General features: G+C 55.2%; 22 protein-coding genes. 11 read left to right on the top strand and 11 right to left on the bottom strand.

The features are described 5' to 3' along the window. Positions 1–36 precede the first annotated feature (36 nt). From B2T33_RS08825 to phbB, 3 genes are all read left to right on the top strand, one after another. Positions 37–477, top strand: coding sequence for a DUF411 domain-containing protein (locus tag B2T33_RS08825; RefSeq protein ID WP_197145853.1), 441 nt, complete (start codon positions 37–39; stop codon positions 475–477). A 312-nt stretch (positions 478–789) separates the two neighbouring features. Continuing rightward, positions 790–1,962 carry an acetyl-CoA C-acetyltransferase gene (locus tag B2T33_RS08820; RefSeq protein ID WP_120224322.1) on the top strand — a complete coding sequence of 391 codons (1,173 nt, stop codon included), beginning with the start codon at positions 790–792 and terminating at the stop codon, positions 1,960–1,962. Positions 1,963–2,209: 247 nt separating this feature from the next. Further along, on the top strand, positions 2,210–2,932 hold the full coding sequence (gene phbB / locus B2T33_RS08815; protein ID WP_197145851.1) for an acetoacetyl-CoA reductase: 723 nt from the start codon (positions 2,210–2,212) through the stop codon (positions 2,930–2,932). 91 nt (positions 2,933–3,023) lie between these two features. Here the strand turns inward: phbB and B2T33_RS08810 are convergent, their stop codons facing one another. The 4 genes from B2T33_RS08810 to B2T33_RS08795 all read right to left on the bottom strand — a co-directional run bounded on the left by B2T33_RS08810 (position 3,024) and on the right by B2T33_RS08795 (position 6,762). Next, a complete protein-coding gene (locus tag B2T33_RS08810; RefSeq protein WP_197145849.1) occupies positions 3,024–3,653 on the bottom strand; it encodes a nucleoside triphosphate hydrolase in 630 nt (209 codons plus the stop codon). Between the two features lie 34 nt (positions 3,654–3,687). After that, positions 3,688–4,482 carry an ATP-binding cassette domain-containing protein gene (locus B2T33_RS08805; protein WP_286791712.1) on the bottom strand — a complete coding sequence of 265 codons (795 nt, stop codon included), beginning with the start codon at positions 4,480–4,482 and terminating at the stop codon, positions 3,688–3,690. After that, positions 4,479–5,561, bottom strand: coding sequence for an ABC transporter permease (locus B2T33_RS08800; protein WP_063088694.1), 1,083 nt, complete (start codon positions 5,559–5,561; stop codon positions 4,479–4,481). The genes B2T33_RS08805 and B2T33_RS08800 overlap by 4 nt, the downstream gene beginning before the upstream one ends. Before the next feature lie 172 nt (positions 5,562–5,733). Beyond that, complete coding sequence (locus B2T33_RS08795) at positions 5,734–6,762, bottom strand: sugar ABC transporter substrate-binding protein (RefSeq protein WP_063088695.1); 1,029 nt, start codon at positions 6,760–6,762, stop codon at positions 5,734–5,736. Between the two features lie 226 nt (positions 6,763–6,988). Here B2T33_RS08795 and B2T33_RS08790 point away from each other — a divergent pair, with 226 nt between their 5' ends. Then, positions 6,989–8,236 (top strand): ROK family transcriptional regulator, encoded by a 1,248-nt coding sequence (locus tag B2T33_RS08790; RefSeq protein ID WP_008889437.1) that lies wholly within the window; start codon positions 6,989–6,991, stop codon positions 8,234–8,236. Positions 8,237–8,248: 12 nt separating this feature from the next. Here B2T33_RS08790 and gloB read toward each other — a convergent pair whose 3' ends face one another. Further along, entirely contained in the window at positions 8,249–9,019 is a 771-nt protein-coding gene (gloB, locus tag B2T33_RS08785) for a hydroxyacylglutathione hydrolase (RefSeq protein ID WP_286791711.1), read from the bottom strand. Positions 9,020–9,397: 378 nt separating this feature from the next. Between gloB and B2T33_RS08780 the strand changes: the two genes are divergently transcribed. Next, positions 9,398–10,228 carry a methyltransferase domain-containing protein gene (locus B2T33_RS08780; protein ID WP_197145845.1) on the top strand — a complete coding sequence of 277 codons (831 nt, stop codon included), beginning with the start codon at positions 9,398–9,400 and terminating at the stop codon, positions 10,226–10,228. A 76-nt stretch (positions 10,229–10,304) separates the two neighbouring features. Next, positions 10,305–11,144, top strand: coding sequence for a substrate-binding periplasmic protein (locus tag B2T33_RS08775; protein WP_197145843.1), 840 nt, complete (start codon positions 10,305–10,307; stop codon positions 11,142–11,144). Between the two features lie 99 nt (positions 11,145–11,243). Here the strand turns inward: B2T33_RS08775 and B2T33_RS08770 are convergent, their stop codons facing one another. From B2T33_RS08770 to petA, 3 genes are read right to left on the bottom strand one after another with little or no spacing between them, the layout of a single operon-like run. Beyond that, positions 11,244–12,020 (bottom strand): cytochrome c1, encoded by a 777-nt coding sequence (locus B2T33_RS08770; RefSeq protein ID WP_008889441.1) that lies wholly within the window; start codon positions 12,018–12,020, stop codon positions 11,244–11,246. After that, positions 12,013–13,281, bottom strand: a complete 1,269-nt coding sequence (locus tag B2T33_RS08765; RefSeq protein ID WP_063088700.1) for a cytochrome b — start codon at positions 13,279–13,281, stop codon at positions 12,013–12,015. Before B2T33_RS08765 ends, B2T33_RS08770 begins: the two co-directional genes overlap by 8 nt. An 11-nt stretch (positions 13,282–13,292) precedes the next feature. Then, positions 13,293–13,844, bottom strand: a complete 552-nt coding sequence (gene petA, locus B2T33_RS08760; protein WP_008889443.1) for a ubiquinol-cytochrome c reductase iron-sulfur subunit — start codon at positions 13,842–13,844, stop codon at positions 13,293–13,295. 392 nt (positions 13,845–14,236) lie between these two features. Between petA and B2T33_RS08755 the strand changes: the two genes are divergently transcribed. Next, positions 14,237–14,716 carry a tRNA (cytidine(34)-2'-O)-methyltransferase gene (locus B2T33_RS08755; protein ID WP_286791710.1) on the top strand — a complete coding sequence of 160 codons (480 nt, stop codon included), beginning with the start codon at positions 14,237–14,239 and terminating at the stop codon, positions 14,714–14,716. Positions 14,717–14,766: 50 nt separating this feature from the next. Next, positions 14,767–15,645, top strand: a complete 879-nt coding sequence (hemF, locus tag B2T33_RS08750; RefSeq protein ID WP_286791709.1) for an oxygen-dependent coproporphyrinogen oxidase — start codon at positions 14,767–14,769, stop codon at positions 15,643–15,645. A 63-nt stretch (positions 15,646–15,708) separates the two neighbouring features. On the opposite strand, the gene speB is transcribed toward hemF, so the two are convergent. Next, complete coding sequence (speB, locus tag B2T33_RS08745) at positions 15,709–16,659, bottom strand: agmatinase (protein ID WP_286791708.1); 951 nt, start codon at positions 16,657–16,659, stop codon at positions 15,709–15,711. Between the two features lie 232 nt (positions 16,660–16,891). On the opposite strand from speB, the gene B2T33_RS08740 reads away from it, so the two are divergent. Continuing rightward, the gene (locus B2T33_RS08740) at positions 16,892–17,464 is read left to right on the top strand and encodes a hypothetical protein (protein ID WP_286791707.1); all 573 of its coding nucleotides are present in this window, start codon (positions 16,892–16,894) and stop codon (positions 17,462–17,464) included. Continuing rightward, entirely contained in the window at positions 17,454–18,212 is a 759-nt protein-coding gene (locus B2T33_RS08735) for a hypothetical protein (RefSeq protein WP_286791706.1), read from the top strand. Before B2T33_RS08740 ends, B2T33_RS08735 begins: the two co-directional genes overlap by 11 nt. A 14-nt stretch (positions 18,213–18,226) precedes the next feature. Here B2T33_RS08735 and B2T33_RS08730 read toward each other — a convergent pair whose 3' ends face one another. Then, complete coding sequence (locus tag B2T33_RS08730) at positions 18,227–19,111, bottom strand: choline sulfate utilization transcriptional regulator (protein WP_286791705.1); 885 nt, start codon at positions 19,109–19,111, stop codon at positions 18,227–18,229. A 248-nt stretch (positions 19,112–19,359) separates the two neighbouring features. On the opposite strand from B2T33_RS08730, the gene betC reads away from it, so the two are divergent. Then, on the top strand, positions 19,360–20,874 hold the full coding sequence (gene betC / locus B2T33_RS08725) for a choline-sulfatase (RefSeq protein WP_286791704.1): 1,515 nt from the start codon (positions 19,360–19,362) through the stop codon (positions 20,872–20,874). 156 nt (positions 20,875–21,030) lie between these two features. Here betC and B2T33_RS08720 read toward each other — a convergent pair whose 3' ends face one another. Continuing rightward, positions 21,031–21,591 carry a type 1 glutamine amidotransferase domain-containing protein gene (locus B2T33_RS08720; protein ID WP_286791703.1) on the bottom strand — a complete coding sequence of 187 codons (561 nt, stop codon included), beginning with the start codon at positions 21,589–21,591 and terminating at the stop codon, positions 21,031–21,033. Between the last annotated feature and the right edge of the window lie 182 nt (positions 21,592–21,773).

Raw genomic sequence — 21,773 nt, 5'->3', positions numbered from 1 at the left:
GCAAAGCTGCAATCGAAAAACGACAGGATCAAAACCATGAAACGTTTCTTTGCATTTATGCTGACCCTTGGCCTGGCAACGATGAGTTTGTCCGGCCACAGCCACGCCAATCCCTTGCAGGCAAAAGTCTACAAGGATCCCAATTGCGGCTGCTGTGCGATCTATGCCGATTATCTTGTTGCGCGGGACTATGAAGTCGAAGTGATCGAAAGCGATCAGGTTGTTCAGATGTCACGCATGATGGGGATTCCCGAAGAAATGCAGGGCTGCCATCTGACCATGATCGAAGGCTACGCCATTTCCGGTCATGTCCCGTTTGAAACCATCGACCGCATTCTCGCAGAACGGCCTGAGGTCAAGGCATATACCCTGCCAGGCATGCCGATGGGCTCGCCCGGTATGGGCGGGGTCAAGAATGCCCCGTTCGAAGTCTATCAGATCAAGGACAACGCCGCCGAGGTCTACGACGTCCGCTAACCGCCTGTAAGGCCCGGCTCCGGTGAAGGGGCCGGGCCTTATAAGTCGAAATTATGCGTGACATTGCCCTTAAAGTTGCGCACAGGGCTTGCGATCTCGCCGCTATAGGCACACACTCTATGTATCGCCTGCTGGGAGTCCTTTGATGCTCCTCGCTTGCAAGTTGTACATATTCGACTGACCCGAAAGTGGTAGGTATCAGCGCTTGGAAATTTGCTGCGGCGCGGTAAGATCGAGGCTGGATCTGAGCAAGGCTCGTAACGACCTTCGCCCGATCTTTGGAAACGTAATCAGGATTAATCGGAGGATCTCATGACCGACGTCGTAATTGTGGGTGCCGCACGGACACCAATCGGCGCATTCAGTGGCACGCTGGCCAATACACCGGCGCACGATCTGGGTGCTATTGCCATCAAGGCTGCACTCGAACGCGCAGGTGTCGAAGGCGATGCTGTTGACGAAGTGATCCTTGGTCAGGTCCTGACAGGTGGTCAGGGTCAGAACCCGGCACGCCAGGCCGCCATTGGTGCGGGCATTTCTGATCGTACAACCGCGTTTCTGATCAACCAGGTTTGCGGTTCGGGGCTTCGTACCGTTGCCCTTGCGGCACAGCAGATCATGACGGGGGACGCCAACATTGTCGTTGCCGGTGGTCAGGAAAACATGTCGCTTTCAACCCATGTTGCGCATCTGCGCGCCGGGCACAAAATGGGTGATGTCAAATTCATCGACAGCATGATCAAGGATGGCCTGTGGTGTGCGTTCAACGGCTATCACATGGGCAACACCGCTGAAAACATCGCCAAGAAATGGGGTATCTCCCGCGAAGAGCAGGATGAATTCGCCGCCGCCTCTCAGAACAAGGCCGAGGCCGCCCAGAAAGCCGGTCGCTTCAATGATGAAATTGCGCCTGTGACCATCGCGCATCGCAAGGGTGAAACCATCTTTGATGCCGATGAATATCCGCGTCACGGTGCCACCGTCGACGGCATGGCCAAACTCCGCCCGGCCTTCGATAAGGAAGGCACGGTGACCGCTGGTAACGCATCGGGCATCAATGACGGGGCGGCCGCCCTTGTTGTCATGTCGGCGGCTGAGGCATCCAAGCGTGGCCTGACCCCGCTTGCGACGATCAAAAGCTGGGCGACGGCGGGTGTCGATCCGGCGATCATGGGTTCCGGCCCGATCCCAGCTTCGAAAAAGGCACTGGAAAAGGCCGGCTGGTCCGCAGCCGACCTTGACCTGATCGAAGCCAACGAAGCCTTCGCCGCCCAGGCGATTGCGGTTAACCGCGACATGGGCTGGGATACCGATAAGGTTAACGTCAATGGCGGTGCGATTGCACTTGGCCATCCGATCGGCGCATCCGGCGCCCGTGTGTTCACCACATTGCTCCACGAAATGCAGAAACGCGATGCCAAAAAAGGTCTGGCGACGCTCTGCATTGGTGGCGGTATGGGGGTTGCGCTTTGCGTTGAACGCTAAGCGACCTTTTGCCGGCAAATAACATATGCGGGGTGTCCTCTTGATGGGGATGCCCCGTTTGCATTGATGCAGAATTTGCTGCAGTGCGACGAAAGACTAAGCGCTTTTGTAGAATTCGAGGATGGAGAAGTAATAAAGTTACGTATATAACGCAATTTATGGATTAAAGTTACGCAAGTCGTAGAAGGGCAAGCTACGGAAATCGCGATGATGACACGTTTGATGAACGAAGTTTAGGGAGGCGACCATGACAAAAACAGCACTGGTAACCGGTGGAACACGCGGGATCGGCAAGGCAATCAGTCTGTCACTCAAGGACGCGGGCTACACCGTTGTGGCGAACTATGCCGGCAATGACGAGGCCGCCAAGGCCTTCTCTGAGGAAACCGGCATTGCGACCTATAAATGGAGTGTGGCCGACGCCGATGCGTGTGCCGCTGGCATCGCCAAGGTCGAAGCCGAAGTCGGCCCGATTGACATTCTGATCAACAATGCCGGCATCACCCGCGACGGTTTCATGCACAAGATGGAGACCGAGCACTGGAACGCGGTGATCGACACCAACTTAAGCTCGCTCTTTTATATGACCAAACCGGTTCTTGAGGGCATGCGTGCACGCGGCTTTGGCCGTGTCGTCAACATTTCCTCGATCAACGGGCAGGCCGGTCAGTTGGGCCAGACCAACTATTCCGCTGCCAAGGCAGGCGTGCACGGCTTTACCAAGGCACTTGCCCAGGAAGTCGCGCGTAAAGGCATTACGGTCAACACCATCGCGCCTGGCTATATCAATACCGACATGGTGGCCGCCGTTCCGGAAAAGGTCCTTGAAGGCATCATTTCCAAAATCCCGGTCGGCCGTTTGGGCGAAGCAGACGAGATCGCGCAGGCGATCCTCTATCTCTGCGGCCCGAATTCAGGCTTCATCACCGGCTCCTGCCTGTCAATCAATGGCGGTCAGCATATGTTCTGATGCTTTGGCCCATTGGGCGAAACATCACTGATAAAGCAAAACGCCCTGCAGGAATGCGGGGCGTTTTCTTTTAGACATATAATGTGACGGATCAGGAAATCCGCACGCGAATATCGGCTTTCCCGGTCCCGCGTATCACGGTCTGTGCATTGGGAAGATCGTTGCTGGTGGCTTTGTGGGTGGCGGTGGCGTCGTCAAAGCCAAAGCTGCGCCAACGTGCGATCAATCGGGCACGCAGCGTGTCTTCCGGTACATCAAGATAGATCGACAGATCAAACAGGCCGTGAAGTTGGTCCCACGGGGATTGATCGAGAAGTAGGTAATTGCCTTCGACCAGAATGATTTTGTGGTTTGGTGTAATCGCCCGGGCCGACCCACGTGATATTTCAATTGTCCGATCAAACAACGGCACGTAAACGTCATCGTTTGGCGTGTCATGCAGGGCCATCAAGGTGCGCTTGAGCCCACCAACATCAAAGGTTTCCGGCGCACCCTTGCGGGCCAGAAGGCCGCGGTCTTCCAGAATGCCATTGTCAAAATGAAACCCGTCCATAGGCACCACAGCAGCCCCGGCTTTATCACCCCCCAGATGGTGATAAAGCCGGTCGGACAAGGTTGACTTGCCCGAGGCTGGTGCACCGACAATGGCCACAAGAATGCGGCCCTTGTCGGCGTGCTTGGCGCGAATGGCGTCTGCCAACGCGTCGAGATCAGGTGTCATGAAACTATGATTCTCATATCCGGGGTACGATGTTTTATGCGGCGTCTTCTGCCGGGGGCTCTTTGGCCCCCGTCATGAAGGCAACTGCGTCTGACATGCTGTAATCATCGGGTTTGATGGTGCAAAGGCGTTTGCCCAACCGATGCACATGAATGCGATCGGCGACCTCGAACACATGCGGCATGTTATGCGAAATCAGCACAATTGGCATGCCGCGCGCCTTCACATCGGCAATAAGATCCAGCACGCGACGGCTTTCCTTAACGCCCAGGGCGGCGGTCGGTTCATCCATGATCACCACGCGCGATCCGAATGCCGCCGCACGGGCAACCGCAACACCCTGGCGCTGCCCACCCGAAAGGGTTTCAACCGCCTGATTGATGTTCTGAATGGTCATAAGCCCCAGATCCGTGAGCTTTTGGCGCGCCAATCGCTGCATTTCCTTATGGTCCAGCGCCCCGAAATACTTGCCCATAATGCCCTTCTTGCGAAGCTCGCGGCCCATGAACATGTTGTCAGCAATCGAAAGTGCCGGCGAAAGTGCAAGGTTCTGATACACCGTTTCAATGCCGGCTTCGCGGGCCTCCATCGGTGATGTGAACTGGATCGGCTTGCCATCAAGCTCGATACTGCCTTCATCAATGGTCACAGCCCCCGAAAGCGCCTTGATCAGCGATGATTTGCCCGCCCCGTTATCGCCGATCACGGCAAGAACCTCGCCGGGATAAAGATCAAAATCCGCATAGTTAAGGGCGGTGACACGACCATATCGTTTGACGATGCCGCGTGCCTTGAGAACAGGTTGCACAGATTGGGAAGTGTTGCTCATGACGACACCTTTCTGATCCACTGGTCAATGGCGACAGCAATAATGGTCAGCCAGCCGATGGCAAACACCTGCCAAAGAACATCCACCCCCGCAAGGCGAAGGCCGGAATTAAACACGCCAACGATCAACGCCCCGATCAACGGGCCAATGATCGATCCACGCCCGCCAAACAGCGAGATACCCCCGATCACAACGGCGGTAATCGATTGCAGGTTGGCTTCCTGAAAACTCTGTGGCGAAACCGATCCAACACGTCCGATCGATGCCCATGCGCCAATCGCGCAAACCAAACCGGCAAGGCAATAAACCGTAATCAGGGTGCGGTTGGTGCGAATGCCCGAAAGTTCGGCCGCTTCCTTGTCATCGCCAATGGCATAGACATGCCGCCCCCAACTGGTGTGGTTCAGGATGTACCAAAGCACCGCAAAGATCACGAGCATCAGGATCGACCCATAGGTGATCCGGGCCCCGCCAAGCGCGATGCTTTCGCCAAAGAATTTCAAAAGCGGGGCAATTTCATCAAGTGTCTGGCTTCGGATCGACTGCGCGCCCGAAAGCCAAAGGTTGAGCGCAAAGAATATATTCCAGGTGCCGAGCGTCACGATAAACGGTGGCAACTTGATCCGGGTCACCAGGAACCCGTTCAGTCCCCCGGCACAGATCCCGCCGATACAGCCAATGATAATGGCAATCGGCGCCGGAATACCGATGGTGACAGCAAGCTGGCCCATAATGACCGACATCAGAACCATGATCGCACCGACCGAAAGATCAATCCCGGCGGTAAGGATCACAAGGCTTTGCGCCGCGGCCAGAATGCCGATGATCGATACCTGCTGCATGATCAGCGACAGGTTAAAGGGCGAAAAGAATTTACTGCCGGCGACAAAGCCGAAAATGATGATCGAAAATATCAGAACAATCACCGGCACCATGGTCGGGTTGCCATGCAAAAAATGCTGCACGTTGCCGAAAAGACTGCGGTGTTTATGTTCGAATTGCGCGACATTGCGGTCGCTGGATTCAAGCGCGTGCTCGAATTCCTGTTTCTGGCGCGACGATTTGGGTGTCTCGCTCATCGTTTCCTCCGGACCTGGTCGAAAACAGGATCAGGCATTCCTGACCCGTTCGCTGCCTTCCGCCCGGCTCTTGTGGCGGGTTCGGATGACATACCAAGTGTAAAGCAAAGTGGGACAAGGAGGGCAGGGATAATGCTGCCCTCCTTCGAAGCAGGCCAGGATAAGCCCCGGATTAACCCCAGCAGCGATCCATGCCCTCGGCAACGTCAATCGACGGAACGCCGTCTACCGGCTGATCGGTCACAAGGTTGACACCCGTGTTATAGAAGTTAAGGCCCTGGCTGTTCTGCGGTTTTTCACCGCTATCAGCCCATGCCTTGATCGCTTCGATACCCTTGGACGCCATCAGCAACGGATACTGCTGCGAGGTCGCACCAATCACGCCATCCTTGACGTTGGCAACACCCGGGCAACCACCATCGACCGACACGATCAGAACGCCGTCTTCCATGCCGAACGATTTCAGTGCCTCATAGGCACCGGCAGCGGCCGGTTCGTTGATCGTGTAAACCACATTGATGTCGGAATCGCGCTGCATCAGGTTTTCCATCGCAGTACGGCCGCCTTCTTCGTTGCCGTTGGTCACGTCATGGCCAACGATCCGGTCGTCATCCTCGTCCCCGATCTTGTTGGGGTCCTTGATGTCGATCCCGAAACCTTTCAGGAAGCCCTGATCGCGCAGCACATCAACCGACGGCGCACTCGGCGTCAGGTCAAGCAGGGCGATCTTGGCATCTGCTGCCTTGTCACCAAGCTTGGCGGCCGCCCACTGACCAATCAGTTCACCAGCCTTGAAGTTATCGGTGGCAAAGGTCGCATCGGCGGCATCAATCGGCTCAAGCGGCGTGTCGAGTGCAATCACGATCAGGCCAGCATCGCGGGCCTTTTTGACAACCGGCACAATCGCCTTGGTGTCGGATGCGGTCAAAAGGATGCCCTTGGCACCCGATGCGATGCAAGACTCGATGGCCTGGACCTGTGTTTCATGATCGCCATCAATCTTGCCGGCATAGGTCGACAGATTGATGCCAAGTTCTTCGGCCTTGGCAGACGCGCCTTCCTTCATTTTCACAAAGAACGGGTTGATGTCGGTTTTGGTGATCAGGCAGGCGCCGATTTCGTCGGCTTTTGCGGCGTTCGGGGCCGCAGTCATACCCAGTGCAAGCGCACCAAGGGCGGCGCCAAGAAGTGCTTTCTTCATTTGTTTCCTCCCAGGACTGAACCTGAATATTTGGCCATTTTGGCCTGATTTTGCTGTTTTCCAACAGATCGTGACGCACATTTTTTGTCGCGGGTCTTCAATCTGTATGGCCTTACGACACACCAAACCGGCGATCCTGTCAATTAATAAATCCGATTGATTTATTAATTATTCCTGTCACCATGATCCCCAATCGGGCATTAAGGATCCCGAGTGGGAGGAACCAATGACTGACAGCATCTCTGCGAACCCGGACAATATCGGGGCGGATGATCGCAACGCGCGTCCCTTGCATCCGGGCGGGGGCGCAAACCAGTTGCGTGTGCGCGCCTATAACGAACGGCTTGTTTTATCGCTCGTGCGCCGTAACGCCGGTCTTTCAAAGGCCGAAATTGCAAGGCTTTCCGGGCTGTCGGCCCAAACCGTTTCCGTCATCATGCGCGCCCTTGAAAAGGATGGGCTTTTGATGCGCGGCACGCCGGTACGCGGCAATGTTGGCAAGCCAAAGGTGCCGATGGCGCTTAATCCCGACGGGGTTTATTCCTTTGGGCTAAAGATCGGGCGGCGCAGCACGGAACTGATCCTGATGGATTTTGTCGGATCGGTGCGGGCAACCAAACGCGAAGCGTATAAATATCCCACCCCCGATGGCATTCGCCGGTTCGTTCGTGGTGCTGTCGATGACATCCTGACCGGCCTTGATCGCAACCAGATTGATCGCATTGCCGGGGTCGGTATCGCGGCCCCGTTTGAACTTTGGAACTGGGTCGATGAGGTCGGCGCCCCGGTCGAAGACATGAATGCCTGGCGCGAGGTTGATCTGGTCGACGCCATTGCCGCCATCGTGCCGTTCCCGGTCTTTCAGCAAAATGACGCCACCGCGGCCTGTGGGGCAGAACTGGTCTTTGGTCTTGGCCCGAACTATTCCGATTTCGCCTATTTCTTTATCGGGTCGTTTATTGGAGGCGGGGTTGTGCTTAATCAGGCGCTTTATGCCGGGCGGACGGGCAATGCAGGCGCCTTTGGCTCCATGCCGGTCTCCTCGCGCAGCGGCCATCCCAGTCAGCTTATTGATCAGGCCTCGATCTTTGTGCTTGAACAGATGCTGACCCGCGAAGGCGGCGATCCGGCGATGCTGTGGCGCGATCCCGATTACTGGCATGGCCTTGGCAAGACGCTTGATATCTGGATTGAACACACCGCGCGCAGTCTGGCGATTGCCATCACCTCGGTCTGTTCGGTGATTGATTTCGAAGCCGTGATTGTTGATGGCGGCTTCCCGGCCGATGTCTGCGAACGGGTGGTTGCCGCAACCCGTGCTGCGATTTCCGAGCTCGATCTGCAAGGCATCGAACGCCCCCGCATCGAACAGGGCCGGGTGGGCAGTGCCGCACGCGCCATCGGTGCGGCAAGTCTGCCCTTGTTCTCGCGCTATCTGCTTGATCAGAACGTTTTGTTCAAACAGATGGCCTGATCCAACATCAGCTTAGAAATTGTCTTTGCGTTTGCGAATCTCGGTAAAGATCGCAACCGGGCTTTCGCCGCTCATGCCCAGTGCCGCGGCAACCGATGGCTCATCGGCGCGCAGGAACGGATTGGTGGCAAGCTCGACATCCAGACGTGATGGAATGGTCGGCAAGTTGCGTGCGCGAAGCCTGTCAATATCCTGGCACCGTGCAATCAGAATGGCGTTATCGGGCTCGATCGTTTTGGCGAATTTTGCATTGGCCTGGGTATATTCATGGCCGCAATAGACCTGCGTGCTGGGCGGAAGATTGCGAAACTTCTGCAAGGAATGCCACATCTGTTCGGGTGTGCCCTCAAACAAACGCCCGCAGCCCAGTGCAAACAGGCTGTCGCCGGAAAACAGCGCGGTGATGGCCGAGAAATAAAATGCGATATGCCCGCTGGTGTGGCCCGGCACATCAAATACCCGTCCTTCCAGATCCCCGATCAGGACCTGATCGCCCTCGGCACAGGTTTCATCCATGTTGGGGATGCGCGCGGTTTCGGCCGTCGGGCCCAGCAATTTCGCGCCGTATTTCTCGATCAACTCGGCATTGCCGCCGATATGGTCATGGTGGTGATGGGTGTTGATCACCAGATCAAGGTTCCAGTCACGCTCTTCAAGGGCGGCAATCACAGGGGCCGCTTCGCCCGGATCAACGATGGCGGTGACTTCGCTGCGGTGGCAGCGCACCAGATAAGTGTAATTGTCTGAAAGACAGGGAATGACGATGACTTCACCGGCAGCCATGGCGTACCTCAAAATGTAATTTCTATGTTGGGGCAAGACTATCAGGATGTAGGCTCAGGACCTATTAATTTGGTTTGAATGGTTCACCGGGTTTGTGCGGATACGCGAAGCAAAACCGCAGGAAGATATGTATCTTTCAAGGCTTTGCGACAAAGTAGCCCGTGCAAACCCGGTGAATCCAAAGGACAGACGTTATATTTGCAAACTCCTGCGTCAAACCCCTTGGCCGGGATACCAGCCCGCCCGGCGGGCCTTTCCTTGGATTTCACAAATATAACGTCTGCCATTCCAACCAAATTAATAGGTCCTGAGCCTAGTGTCTTGAAACAATCACGCAAAAACATTCCCGTGCTGGATCGGGGATGATAGGCTGATCGCATGCGTCAGGATGTCGTTGATCTTCACCGTTTTTATGCAAGCAGCATCGGACAAGCCGCACGGCGTCTGATCCGCAGGCGTTTGCGCGTCATGTGGTCGGATGTCCGGGGCATGCGCGTCCTTGGTTTTGGCTATGCCACGCCGTACTTGCGCCCCTTTATTGGCGAGGCGGAGCGTGTCATGGCCTTCATGCCAGCCCAGCAGGGCTGCGTTCATTGGCCTGCCGGTGAAGATAACCGTGTGGCGCTGACCGAAGAAACCATGTTGCCGCTGCCTGACAGTTCGGTGGATCGTATTTTGGTTGTGCATCTGGTCGAACATACAGACTCGATGCGTCGCCTGATGCGCGAATGCTGGCGGGTACTGACGCCCAATGGCCGGATTGTCGTGGTGACGCCGAACCGAAGCTCGCTCTGGTCATGGTCGGAAAAAACGCCCTTTGGCTATGGCCATCCCCATAGCGTCTCACAGCTGCAAAACCTGCTGCGTGAAAACATGTTCCTGCCGATCCAGCACAGCCGCGCCCTTTTCATGCCGCCGACCAACATGCGGCTTTTGCTGCGCTGGTCGCAGGTATTTGAAAATATCGGATCGCGCCTGTTCAAGGCCTTTGCCGGTGTCTCGATTGTCGAAGCCGGTAAGCAGCTTTACGCCAGCTCCGGCACGCCACAGCGCAAACGCCGTCTGGTGCATATCCCGGTGACGGTCCCGCCGCTGCGCCCGGCCGATGGCAATCAACAGCACCGTGTGTCGCACGACCAGACGGATGAGTGCCAAAACAACCCGTCGGACGAAGACAAACCAACACAGCCGTCCAAGTTGGACCAGTAAGTCCGCAAAATCACGGCAGGTTTTGTTACATGATGATAATTGACAGGCACGCCATGATTGGCTGCATAATAACGTCATGTCATTCAAATCTGTTTTGCGAAACACAGTCAGGTTTACCGGACGCGCGCTATTTGCCGGTGCGCTGTTTCTGCCATTGCACGCCGTGGCCGAGCCGGTGCAAGACAGCAACATGCCCCGCACCATCACGCTGTACGCCGAAGACAGCAACGCACCCTATGCGTTTCTTGATGGGGTGAGCCCCGAAGGCATTTATGTCCGCATCCTGCAGGAAGCATTTGATCGCCTGCCGGGCTATCGGCTCGATATTGTCAATGTGCCGTTTCGCCGCGGGATGGAGCTGCTCAAGGATGGCAAGATCATGGGGTTCTTTCCGCCTTACGCGCGCGGGGATCGCGACTGGATCGAACGCTATTCCATCCCGATCTTGCGCGAAACCGTCGTGGCAATCTGCAGCAAGGATTACGCGCAAAGCAACGATCTGAAGCGCTTCCCGGATGATTTCAAAGGGGCACGTTTTGCCAACAACGCCGGATATCGTCTGGCTGGGCCTGCATTCTTTGACATGGTCGAGGCGGGCGAGATTACCCTTGAAGAAGCCAATACCACCGCAAGCAACCTGCGTTTCCTGATGGCTGGTCGTGTCGACTGTTATGTCAATGAACGCATGGCCATTCTGGCCGGGATGCGCGAACTGGCCGTCGACAAGGCAGTCGCCCGCCTGTTTGACGAAGCCGCGGTCATCGGGCACGAATTTGGCTACGTGGCCTATGGCCCGGACCCGGAAGGCAAATGGCCCTACCGCGACCAGTTTGTCGGCGCCCTTGATCGCGTGCTGAGTGACATGCTCGCAAGCGGCGAGATCGACCGGCTGGTTGTGTCCTATTTCTCTTATTGATATCGCCCGCCATATGCTTCGGGGTGTTTGAGTAGCGCACAAAAAAACAGGCCACCGAATGTCGGTGGCCTGTTTCAATATCGGGCAGATCAGGACGTCTTAGTGTTCGACGTCGCGCCAGATCTTGCGTTTGACCGCATACAGCATTGCCGTCAGAACCAGCAGGAACAGGATCACTTTCATGCCAAGCGCCTTACGGGCTTCAAGTTCCGGCTGTGCCGTCCAGTTCAGGAAGGCCGTCACATCACGTGCATGCTGTTCCAGGGTCATCGGGGTGCCATCCGTGTACTCGACCGCTTCATCATAAAGCGGCGGTGCCATGGAGATCTGATGACCCGGGAAGTAGTGGTTGTAATATTTCCCGTCCGCAAGGTCGAAGCCCTCTGGTGCTTCTTCCTCATAGCCGGTCAGAAGGCCGAACACATAGTCCGGGCCACCCACACGTGCCTTGTTCATCAACGAAAGATCCGGCGGAATGGCGCCGCCATTGGCAGCCGCAGCCGCCTTTTCGTTGGGGAACGGAGACGGGAAGTAATCCGAAGCAAGACCCGGACGGGTGAACATGTCACCATCGTCATTCGGACCGTCTTCGATGTCATACTCGGCCGCAATCGCCTTGATCTGGTCTTCGTTGAACCCAATGCCTTCAAGGTTACGGAAGGCAATGAAGCGCAGGCTGTGACAGCCGGCACAGATGTTCTTGTAGACCTGGAAGCCACGCTGCAGCTGGGCACGGTCATACGTGCCAAACAGACCCTGCCAGCTCCAATCCTGTGCCTCGGGCACCGGCGCGTCGCCGGCAGCCTTGGCTGCACCACCAGTGAATGCGGTTACCGCGAAGGCGGCAGCAATTGCGGTCAGTGCGAACTTACGCATTTGCACCCTCCTTCAAAACAGATTCGCTGATGCTTGCAGGAAGCGGCTTGGTTCGTTCCATTTTTCCAACCAACGGCATGACCACAAGGAAGTGTGCGAAGTAATACAGCGTCGAAAGCTGACCCATCACGATGACTTTCAGACCCGGAATACCCAGGAAGTAGTCATCCGGTGCCTTCGCCCCGCAATAGCCGAGGATGAAGGTGTCGATCACAAACAGCCAGAAGAACCATTTGTAAACCGGACGGAATTTCGAGCTGCGCACCTTGGAGGTATCAAGCCACGGAATAACGAACAGGATCACGATCGAGGCAAACATCGCCAGCACGCCAAGCAGTTTTGCCGGGATGCCAAAGATGGTGAAGTCGATCGACCGCAGGATCGCATAGAACGGCAGGAAGTACCATTCCGGCACGATGTGCGGCGGTGTGACCAGCGGGTTCGCCGGGATGTAGTTATCCGGGTGGCCCAGGAAGTCAGGTGCAAAGAACACAAACACCGAGAAGAAGATCAGGAACACGCCCATGCCGTACAGATCCTTGATCGTGTAGTACGGATGGAACGGAATGGCATCCGCCGGGGTCTTGATCTCAACACCGGTCGGGTTGTTCGAGCGCACGGTATGCAGTGCCCAGACATGCAGGACAACAAGGCCCAGAATGACGAACGGCATCAGATAGTGCAGCGAGAAGAACCGGTTCAGCGTCGGGTTATCAACCGAGAAACCACCCCAAAGCCAGGTCACCAGCGGATCACCGATGATCGGGAAGGCAGAGAACAGGTTGGTAATAACCGTTGCACCCCAGAAGGACATCTGGCCCCACGGCAGGACATAGCCCATGAACGCGGTTGCCATCATGGCAAGCAGGATCAGGATACCGATCCACCACAGCATCTCGCGCGGTGCTTTGTATGACCCGTAATACAGGCCACGGAAAATGTGAATGAACACAACGATGAAGAACATCGAAGCGCCGTTCATATGGATATAGCGGATCAGCCAGCCATAGTTCACATCACGCATGATGCGCTCGACCGACTCAAAGGCCATATCGGTATGGGGGGTGTAGTTCATCACCAGGAAAATACCGGTGAGGATCATCGTCACCAGAACAAAACCGGCCAGGGAACCGAAGTTCCACATATAGGACAGGTTTTTCGGGGTCGGATATTCGTATGCAGAGTGGTGCAACATGGAGATGACCGGAAGACGGTCGTCAACCCACTTGACCACTTTGTTGTTCCACTGAGGTGCGCTCATAAACCTGCTCCTTACCCGATCCGGACCGACGTGTCGGTCAGGAATTCATATTCCGGAACGACAAGGTTCAACGGCGCGGGGCCGCGGCGGATACGGCCCGACGTATCATAGTGCGAGCCATGGCATGGGCAGTACCAGCCATCATAATCACCACGGGTTTCGCCTGTGGCTGTGCCCATCGGAATGCAGCCCAGATGGGTGCAGACGCCGACGACGACCAGCCACTCTTTCTTTTCGACACGCGCATCGTCGGTCTGCGGATCGACGAGTTCGTTCAATGCGACGTCTTCGGCCTCATTGATTTCGCGTTCGGTACGATGGCGGATGAAGACAGGTTTGCCTCGCCACATGACCTTAATTGCCTGACCAACCGGGATGTTGGCCAGATTAACCTCAACCGAGGCAAGTGCGAGAACGTCCTTGGACGGGTTCATGCTGTCCACGAACGGCAACAACGCGCAACCAACGCCAACGGCGCCAACTGCTGTGGTCGCCAAGGTCAGGAAATCCCTGCGGTTCTCGTCCGGCTGGTGTTCGCCGGAGGAATGCACCGTTTGCGACATAATTAATCCCTCTTTCTGCCCCCAAAACAGGCATGCGGAATGCCAAACCAAGACTTAGGGCATTCATGTTTACATTCCATTGATGAAAATCAAACAATCTTGCCGCTCAAAGCCCTTAGGCCTGTTTGACGGTCCGTATACTAACAAAAATTCGGTTTGTTAAGGAGAACTTGGAGTTGCAAATTGTTTGCATTCAACAAGATCATTGGGTTTTGCGCTGCACAATTCGGTAAAACATAGCGTAATTGCGGGTATCGCGCCCTTTGTGCGCCAAGGACTTGTGGCTTTAGTTCTTCATATTCCAAAAAAGTCTAATAGCGGCGTTAACGGGTAATTATATGTCGCTGATGAACTGATTCGACATTTGTTCACCAACGATTCTAAAAGAAGCCATGAGAATTTGTTTATTCGAACCCGACATCCCGCAAAACACCGGCACCATTCTGCGCATGGCGGCCTGTTTTGGCTTGCCGGTCGATATCATCGAACCGTGCGGCTTTCTTCTGACCTCCGGTGCGCTTAAGCGCGCCGGGATGGATTATCTCGAAAAGGCCGATTATATACGCCATGCCGACTGGCGCGCCTTTGTCGAAGCCCGCCAGGAGGGAACCGTGCCGGGGCGTCTGGTGTTGCTGACGACCAAGGGGGCCGAACCCTATTGCGATTTTGAATTTCGCGCCGATGATATCCTGATGTTGGGCTCCGAAAGCAAAGGGGTGCCTGACAGCGTCCATGATTATGTCGATGCCCGCGTCGTCATTCCCATGAAGCCGCAAATGCGCTCGCTGAATGTCGCCATGGCAACCGCAATGACATTGGGCGAGGCGCTCCGACAGACCGATGGCTTTCCTGCAAGCCGACCGAGTGAATGAACCAAGTGAGTGACGCAATGACGGACGCAAAAATTGCTGCAAAACAGGCAATGAAGACGAGCACCGACCATAAGGTCGAGGATGCCGTGATTGCCAAACGCAAACAGACCGCCCAGGACTGGTTCCGCCAATTGCGTGATGACATTTGCGCCAGTTACGAGGCGCTCGAGGACAGCTACGAAGGTCCGCTTTCCGATCGCGCCCCGGGGCGGTTCGAGCGCACCGTCTGGGAGCGCGGCGAAAACGAGGGCGGCGGCGAGATGTCGGTCATGAAGGGCCGGGTGTTTGAAAAGGTCGGGGTCAATATCTCGGTCGTGCATGGCGAATTTTCCGAAAAATTTCGCAAGGAAATCCCGGGTGCCGATGAAAACCCCAACTTCTGGGCGGCGGGCATTTCACTGGTCGCCCATCCATGCTCGCCCCATGTTCCGGCCGTGCACATGAACACCCGCCACATCGTCACCACCAAGGCATGGTTTGGCGGTGGTGCCGATCTGACCCCGGTCTTCCCGCAGGAAAAGGACACCGCTGATTTCCATGGTGCGCTTAAATCCGCCTGCGATGCCCATGGCGATGACTATTACGACCGCTTCAAAAAATGGTGCGACGAATATTTCTGGCTGCCCCATCGCAACGAGCCGCGTGGCGTTGGCGGGATTTTCTATGATTATCTCGATGCCGACTGGGATGCCGACTTTGCCTTTACCCAAGATGTCGGGCGGGCGTTTCGCGATATCTATCCCGAACTGGTCAAGCGCCACTACAATAAGCCCTGGACCGATGACGAACGCCGCGCCCAACTGATCAAGCGCGGCCGCTATGTCGAGTTCAACCTGCTCCATGACCGTGGCACGCGCTTTGGCCTGATGACCGGCGGCAACACCGAAGCCATCCTGATGTCGCTCCCGCCCGAAGCCAACTGGCCGTAACGCCTTACACCGTCATCCCCGCGCAGGCGGGGATCTCGCCCAGCAGGCTCTTCGGGCTAACCCCTATTTCCGCGCAGCAAAAATCCGCCCGATGGTATTAAGCAATATCTGTGCTGCCAGAATGGCGGTTGTCCCGGTGTGGTCGTAATCCGGCGCGACTTCGACCAGATCAATGCCAACGATATCACCGCGCTTGGCAAGGCCTGCGATGATTTCCAGCACGTCATAATACAGGAACCCGCCATGGCTTGGTGTGCCGGTACCCGGCGCAATGGACGGATCAAACCCGTCAATATCAATCGTCAGGTAATATCGCTTCCCGGCCGGAATGCGTTCCAGCACACCCTCGACACCAAGCTTGCGCACTTGCCGCACGGACAGGATGTCTGATCCCTGCGCGCGAGCATAATCGTATCCCTCCTTGGCGGTCGAGGACACATTGCGAATGCCAAGCTGGGTCATGCCCGTCACCCACGGCTTTTCAATGGCCCGGCGCATCGGGTTGCCATGGCCATTGCGCACCCCGTGGCGCTCATCAACGAAATCGAGATGGGCGTCAAACTGCACGACATGCACCGGTTCTTCGTCGGAAAAGGCATTGATGCAGGGAATGTTGATTGAATGATCGCCGCCCAGAACCACGGGCAGGGCACCGGCCGCCAAAATCTTGCGCACGCCAAACTCGATATTGGCGTGGCTGTTGATCGTGTCGGTATGAATGATATCGGCATCGCCAATATCGACCATCCGAACCCCTTCAAGATAGGTCACGTCATCTTCATGGTCATAGGCCCCGGCATGGCCAAACGCGAACAATGTCGATGCCTCGCGAATGCCGCGCGGCCCAAACCGTGCACCCGATCGCCACTGGGTGCCGAAATCAAACGGTGCACCAAGAATGGCAACATCGGCATCAATCGCATCCCAGTTCTCGACATAGGGGCTTTTGGAAAAAGTCGAAATCCCCACAAAGGGCAGGTTCAACCGCCCGCTGTTATAGCCATGCTCAGACATGAAAAATCCCCTGTCGAAAGTGGTGTGCGCGAAACATCACTCTAGGGAACACTGAACGGCGGATACAGCAAAAGAATTGATTGGTGATTTTGGTTTTCGATCCTTGCAGTCAGTTGGATTTTCGCGTTGGCCGGTGTTGCCTCAATAATACTAATTTTCTTTGTTTTATATGAGAGTGTATCTAATGTAGATTGAGTATTGTTCTTTAAATTGTTCTTTGAGGTTGAGCGCAATGGGGAATTCAGAGGCTAAATTGCATTTGTCGTTGGAAGACGGTGTCTTCGAAATATCTGGGTCCGAGTTATTCGTCTCGCAACAGATTGAGAACTTCAAAGATATTATTTTGGAAGCACTCAGTTCAAAAAGAGAGCGTTTGGACAATAGATCAACGGATGTCGCAATTGCTTCCCCACCGGCAGCGGCGCCTTTGCCTGAAGAAGAGCAGGTAGGCGGTCGCATTGAGCGGAAAAACTATGACCGAGTTTTTCATATCGAAGGAGATCATGTGAGGATAATCAAGAAAATTCCGGGTGCAAATACCGCCAAGAAGACAGTAAATACGGCTCTAGCATATTTGTGGGCCAAGCGATCTGTGGGTGCAGAATCGGTTTCGTCTCAAGAGATACGCGATGTCTGTGAAGAGCAAAGTTGCCTTGATCCATCAAATTTCTCCGCAACTCTCAGGAATGCTAAAGAATATCTGATAGTTGATGGAAAGCGAAATTCATCTGATAAAGTTTGCAAGCTAACTATACCCGGAGTCGAGCAGGCTGAGGCGCTCTTGGAGGGGTTGAATGGAGCATAAAGTTCGCTCGATCCTAGCTGCGGCGTCTAATCAAGAAATATCTGATGTCATCATCGATTCTTATAAGGAAGTAGAGAAAAGCTATTTCCTAAAATCTTGGAAGGCTAGTGAGTTAGATGCTGGCCATTTCGTGGAGGCAGTGAGGCGCTTTATCGAGCTTCAGTTGTTTGGCGCGTATACACCTTTGGGTAAAAACCTTCCCAATTTTAATGACCCAGAAATGAAGAGGTATGAAAGAGCGAAAGGCGAAGAAACCTACAGGATCCACATTCCTCGGTTGCTTCTGGTCATATACGGGATCAGGAATAAACGGGGTGTTGGGCACATATCGTCGATAAGCCCCAATCATATGGATGCAACCTTTGTTCTCTCAGCTGTTAAATGGATTTTGGCGGATCTTGTGCGCGTGAATTCTTCGGTTAGTCCCGATGAAACTTCACAAATTGTCGATCATATTGTTGAACGCGCTGTAGAAGGAATGTGGGAAGAAGGTGACGTTATCAGAATTATCGCAGATGGACTGTCCTTAAAGGAAAAAATACTTTTTTTATTGTACTCGAAAAAATCAATCTCTGATGAGGAAATGTTCAATATTATTGAATACAGTAATAAGTCGTATATGAAGAAAATTCTTCGAGGAATGCACTCGTCTAGGATTCTGGAATACAAAAAAGATGGTGTTTGCGTGTTATCCCCGAAGGGCATCGCTTTGGCTGAAGAGGTGGTTCTTTCCAAAGTCAGTGTTTAACGCTAACCACCGGATTACGTCTCGTTGATCAACCAACTGAGCAGCGTGGTGGTGGTATTGCTGACAGATGCACCCGGCACCACCCAGTATCCGCGATCGGCACGCGCCACTTCGCGTCCGATGGCAACGAGGCTGCCCTGTTCAAGGTGATGATCCACCAATCCGCGCCAGCCCAGTGCCACACCCTGTTCGGCAAGGGCAGCCTGAATAACAAAGCCATAGGTATTCAGCCCAAGATCGCCCTGGGCAGGTTTGCGGGTAATCCCGTGATCGGCAAGCCAGCTTTCCCATGTCAACCAGCGTGACTTGCCTGCGACTTCGAGATGCAAAAGCGGGGCGCGGGCAAACTTGGCCGGATCATCAAACGGACCATAGCGTTCAAGAAAGCCCGGCGTGCAAACCGGTACTACCCGCTCGGGGATCAGCAACTGTGCGGTATCGGGGAAATCGTCCGCCGCCCCGAACAGCATGGCGGCATCGGTTTCGCGCGCCATCGCATCATCAAGGCCCTGGGATGCGATGATATGGACTTCGGCCTCGGGATGCAGACGGCGGAAATCGGTCACGCGTGGCATCAGCCAGAAGGCGGCAAAACCGAAATCGGTAAAGATCCGCACCGCGTGATCCTGCGTGGTGCGCCGGGTGTCGCGCGCAGCCTTGTCGATGCTCTCGACACTGGTTTTCACCGCCTCAAACAGGATTTCGCCAGCATCGGTCAATCGACTGCCGCCTTGGGACCGGTGCAGCAGTGAAACGCCCAGCTGATCCTCGACCCGCTTGATCTGATAGGTCACCGCAGGCTGGCTCAAGCCCAGCTCATTGGCGGCCCGTGTCAGGCTGCCAAGCCGCCCGACCGCTTCAAAAATTCTCAGCCAGCCAATGTCGAGGGGTCTTTGCATTATAAAAATTCTTTATGGAAGTGATTAAAAAACACCGGGTTTCTTTGAAAGTTGATTTATGGATTTAATGTCGGTCACGCGATCAAGGTCAAGCGGATTAACGACAAGACCCGATAAAAGACACCCGAAAAGGGGCAGGAGTTTTGCGCTTGCTTTGTCTCGCACCAAACGACCCAGGGGTGCTTTTGTCGTCAATGCTGCCATCTCGGTGATCGGCGGATTGCACCCTGTGAAGGAGTGCATACTAAATGACGTCCCCGAATATCCTGATCCTGATGGCCGACCAGTTAAACGGGACCCTGTTCCCCGATGGTCCTGCGGATTTCCTTCATACGCCGCATTTGCGCAAACTGGCAAATCGCTCGGCGCGTTTCCGCAATTGCTATACAGGCTCGCCGCTTTGCGCGCCGGGACGTGCATCCTTCATGGCCGGTCAGTTGCCCAATCGCACCCGGGTCTATGACAACGCCGCCGAATTTTCATCAGACATTCCGACCTATGCCCATCACTTGCGCCGCGCGGGATATTATACCTGCCTGTCGGGCAAGATGCATTTCGTTGGCCCCGATCAGTTGCATGGTTTTGAAGAACGCCTGACCACCGATATCTACCCGGCTGATTTCGGCTGGACCCCGGATTACCGCAAACCGGGCGAACGGATTGACTGGTGGTATCATAACCTGGGCTCTGTCACCGGTGCCGGTGTCGCCGAGATTTCCAACCAGATGGAGTATGATGACGAGGTTGCCTATAACGCGACGCATAAGATTTATGACCTGTCGCGCGGTCATGATGAACGCCCGTGGTGCCTGACGGTCAGCTTCACCCATCCGCATGACCCGTATGTCGCGCGCAAGAAATTCTGGGATCTGTATGAAGATTGCCCGGAACTCGAACCCGAAGTCGCACCGTTTGATTTCGAGGATCAGGACCCGCATTCCCAGCGCCTGATGAAGGCCAGTGACTACACCGCCTTTGACATCAAAAAGGAAGATGTCAGACGGTCCCGTCAGGCCTATTTCGCCAACATCTCCTATATCGATGACAAGGTCGGGCAGATCATGGAGGTGCTTGAAACCACCCGTCAGCTCGATAACACCATCATCATCTTTGTCTCTGACCATGGCGATATGCTGGGCGAACGCGGACTGTGGTTCAAAATGAGCTTCTTTGAAGGCTCGGCCCGTGTGCCGTTGATGATGGCCGGACCGGGCATTGCGCCAGGTCTTTATACCGACCCGGTCTCAAGCCTTGATGTCACGCCGACCGTGGCCGATCTTGCCAGCATTTCAATGGATGAAGTCGCCCCTTGGACCGATGGCATGTCGCTGTGTGGCATGCTGGCTGGCAAGGCGCGTACCGAACCGGTCCTGATGGAATATGCCGCCGAAGGGTCCTATGCCCCGCTGGTCTGTATCCGCGAAGGCAAATGGAAATACACCTATTGCACGCTTGATCCCGAACAGCTGTTTGACCTTGACGCCGATCCCAGGGAACTCACCAACCTTGCAACCGATCCGGCGTGCGCCGACCAGCTTGAAGCATTCCGTGCCCAGCGTACTGCGCGCTGGGATCTTAAGGCATTTGATTCCGCAGTCCGCGAAAGTCAGGCACGTCGCTGGATTGTCTATGAGGCGCTGCGCAACGGCTCCTACTTCCCGTGGGATTATCAGCCGCTGCAAAAGGCCTCGGAACGTTACATGCGCAATCACATGGATCTGAACGAACTCGAAGACAAACAGCGCTTCCCGCGAGGGGAGTAAGAAGCAGCGTCGGCCAGCCATGTGGGACGGCGGGTCGGCGCTGCCTCAACTCTTGTAAAGGCGTCAAAAACACATATGCCCAACAACGCAAAACGGACGGATGGTGGCTGCCATCCGTCCGCTGCGTTGAGGGTCTATAAACCGTCCGGCGCGATGTTATGCAGCAAGCTGGTGGTGCGTGCCTTCGCTGACTTCCTCGACGATTTTGCTGACAAAGGCATCAAGGTCCTGCGGCGAACGCGACGTCACAATGCCGTCTTCGCAGACCACAGCCTCATCACGCCACAGCGCACCGGCATTGAGCATATCGGTCTTGATCGATGCAAATGACGTTGCATGACGATCACGCAGTGCGCCAGCCTCGATCAGAAGCCACGGGCCGTGGCAAATGGCGGCAACCGGTTTGCCCGATGCGACGAACTCGCGCACCAGACTGACAGACGCTTCGTCATTGCGCAGCAGGTCCGGGTTGATCTGCCCGCCGGGGATGACCAGCGCGTCATAATCTTTGATATCGACATTTTTGACTTCGACATCGACATCGACCGTATCGCCCCAATCGCTTTTATCCCAGCTTTTGATCGGATCAGATTTGGGCGATGCGATTTTGACGTCGGCCCCGTGGTTTGACAATTTTTCAAGCGGAACACGCAGTTCAGACCGTTCATAGCCATCGGTGGCAAGAATCAGGATCTTTGCGGTATCAATCGCAGGCATAATGTCGCTCCTTTCATTGGTGTCGGGCATTACACCTTACCAACGGCTGTGACCTGCTCTCGTTCCGGATTTCAATGTGATCATTTTGTGGCACGGTCGCAAAGGTGCTGTGAAACACCGCATTGCCTCTGACGCGCTTTTTAATTGTATGAGGATTTATATTCCGCCTTGTCAGCGGTCCG

It is taken from the genome of Thalassospira sp. UBA4513, from assembly GCF_002388495.1.
GTDB lineage: Bacteria > Pseudomonadota > Alphaproteobacteria > Rhodospirillales > Thalassospiraceae > Thalassospira > Thalassospira tepidiphila.
The sequence above is the reverse complement of the archived record's forward strand: the minus strand, read 5'-3'. Positions and strand labels throughout refer to the sequence as shown.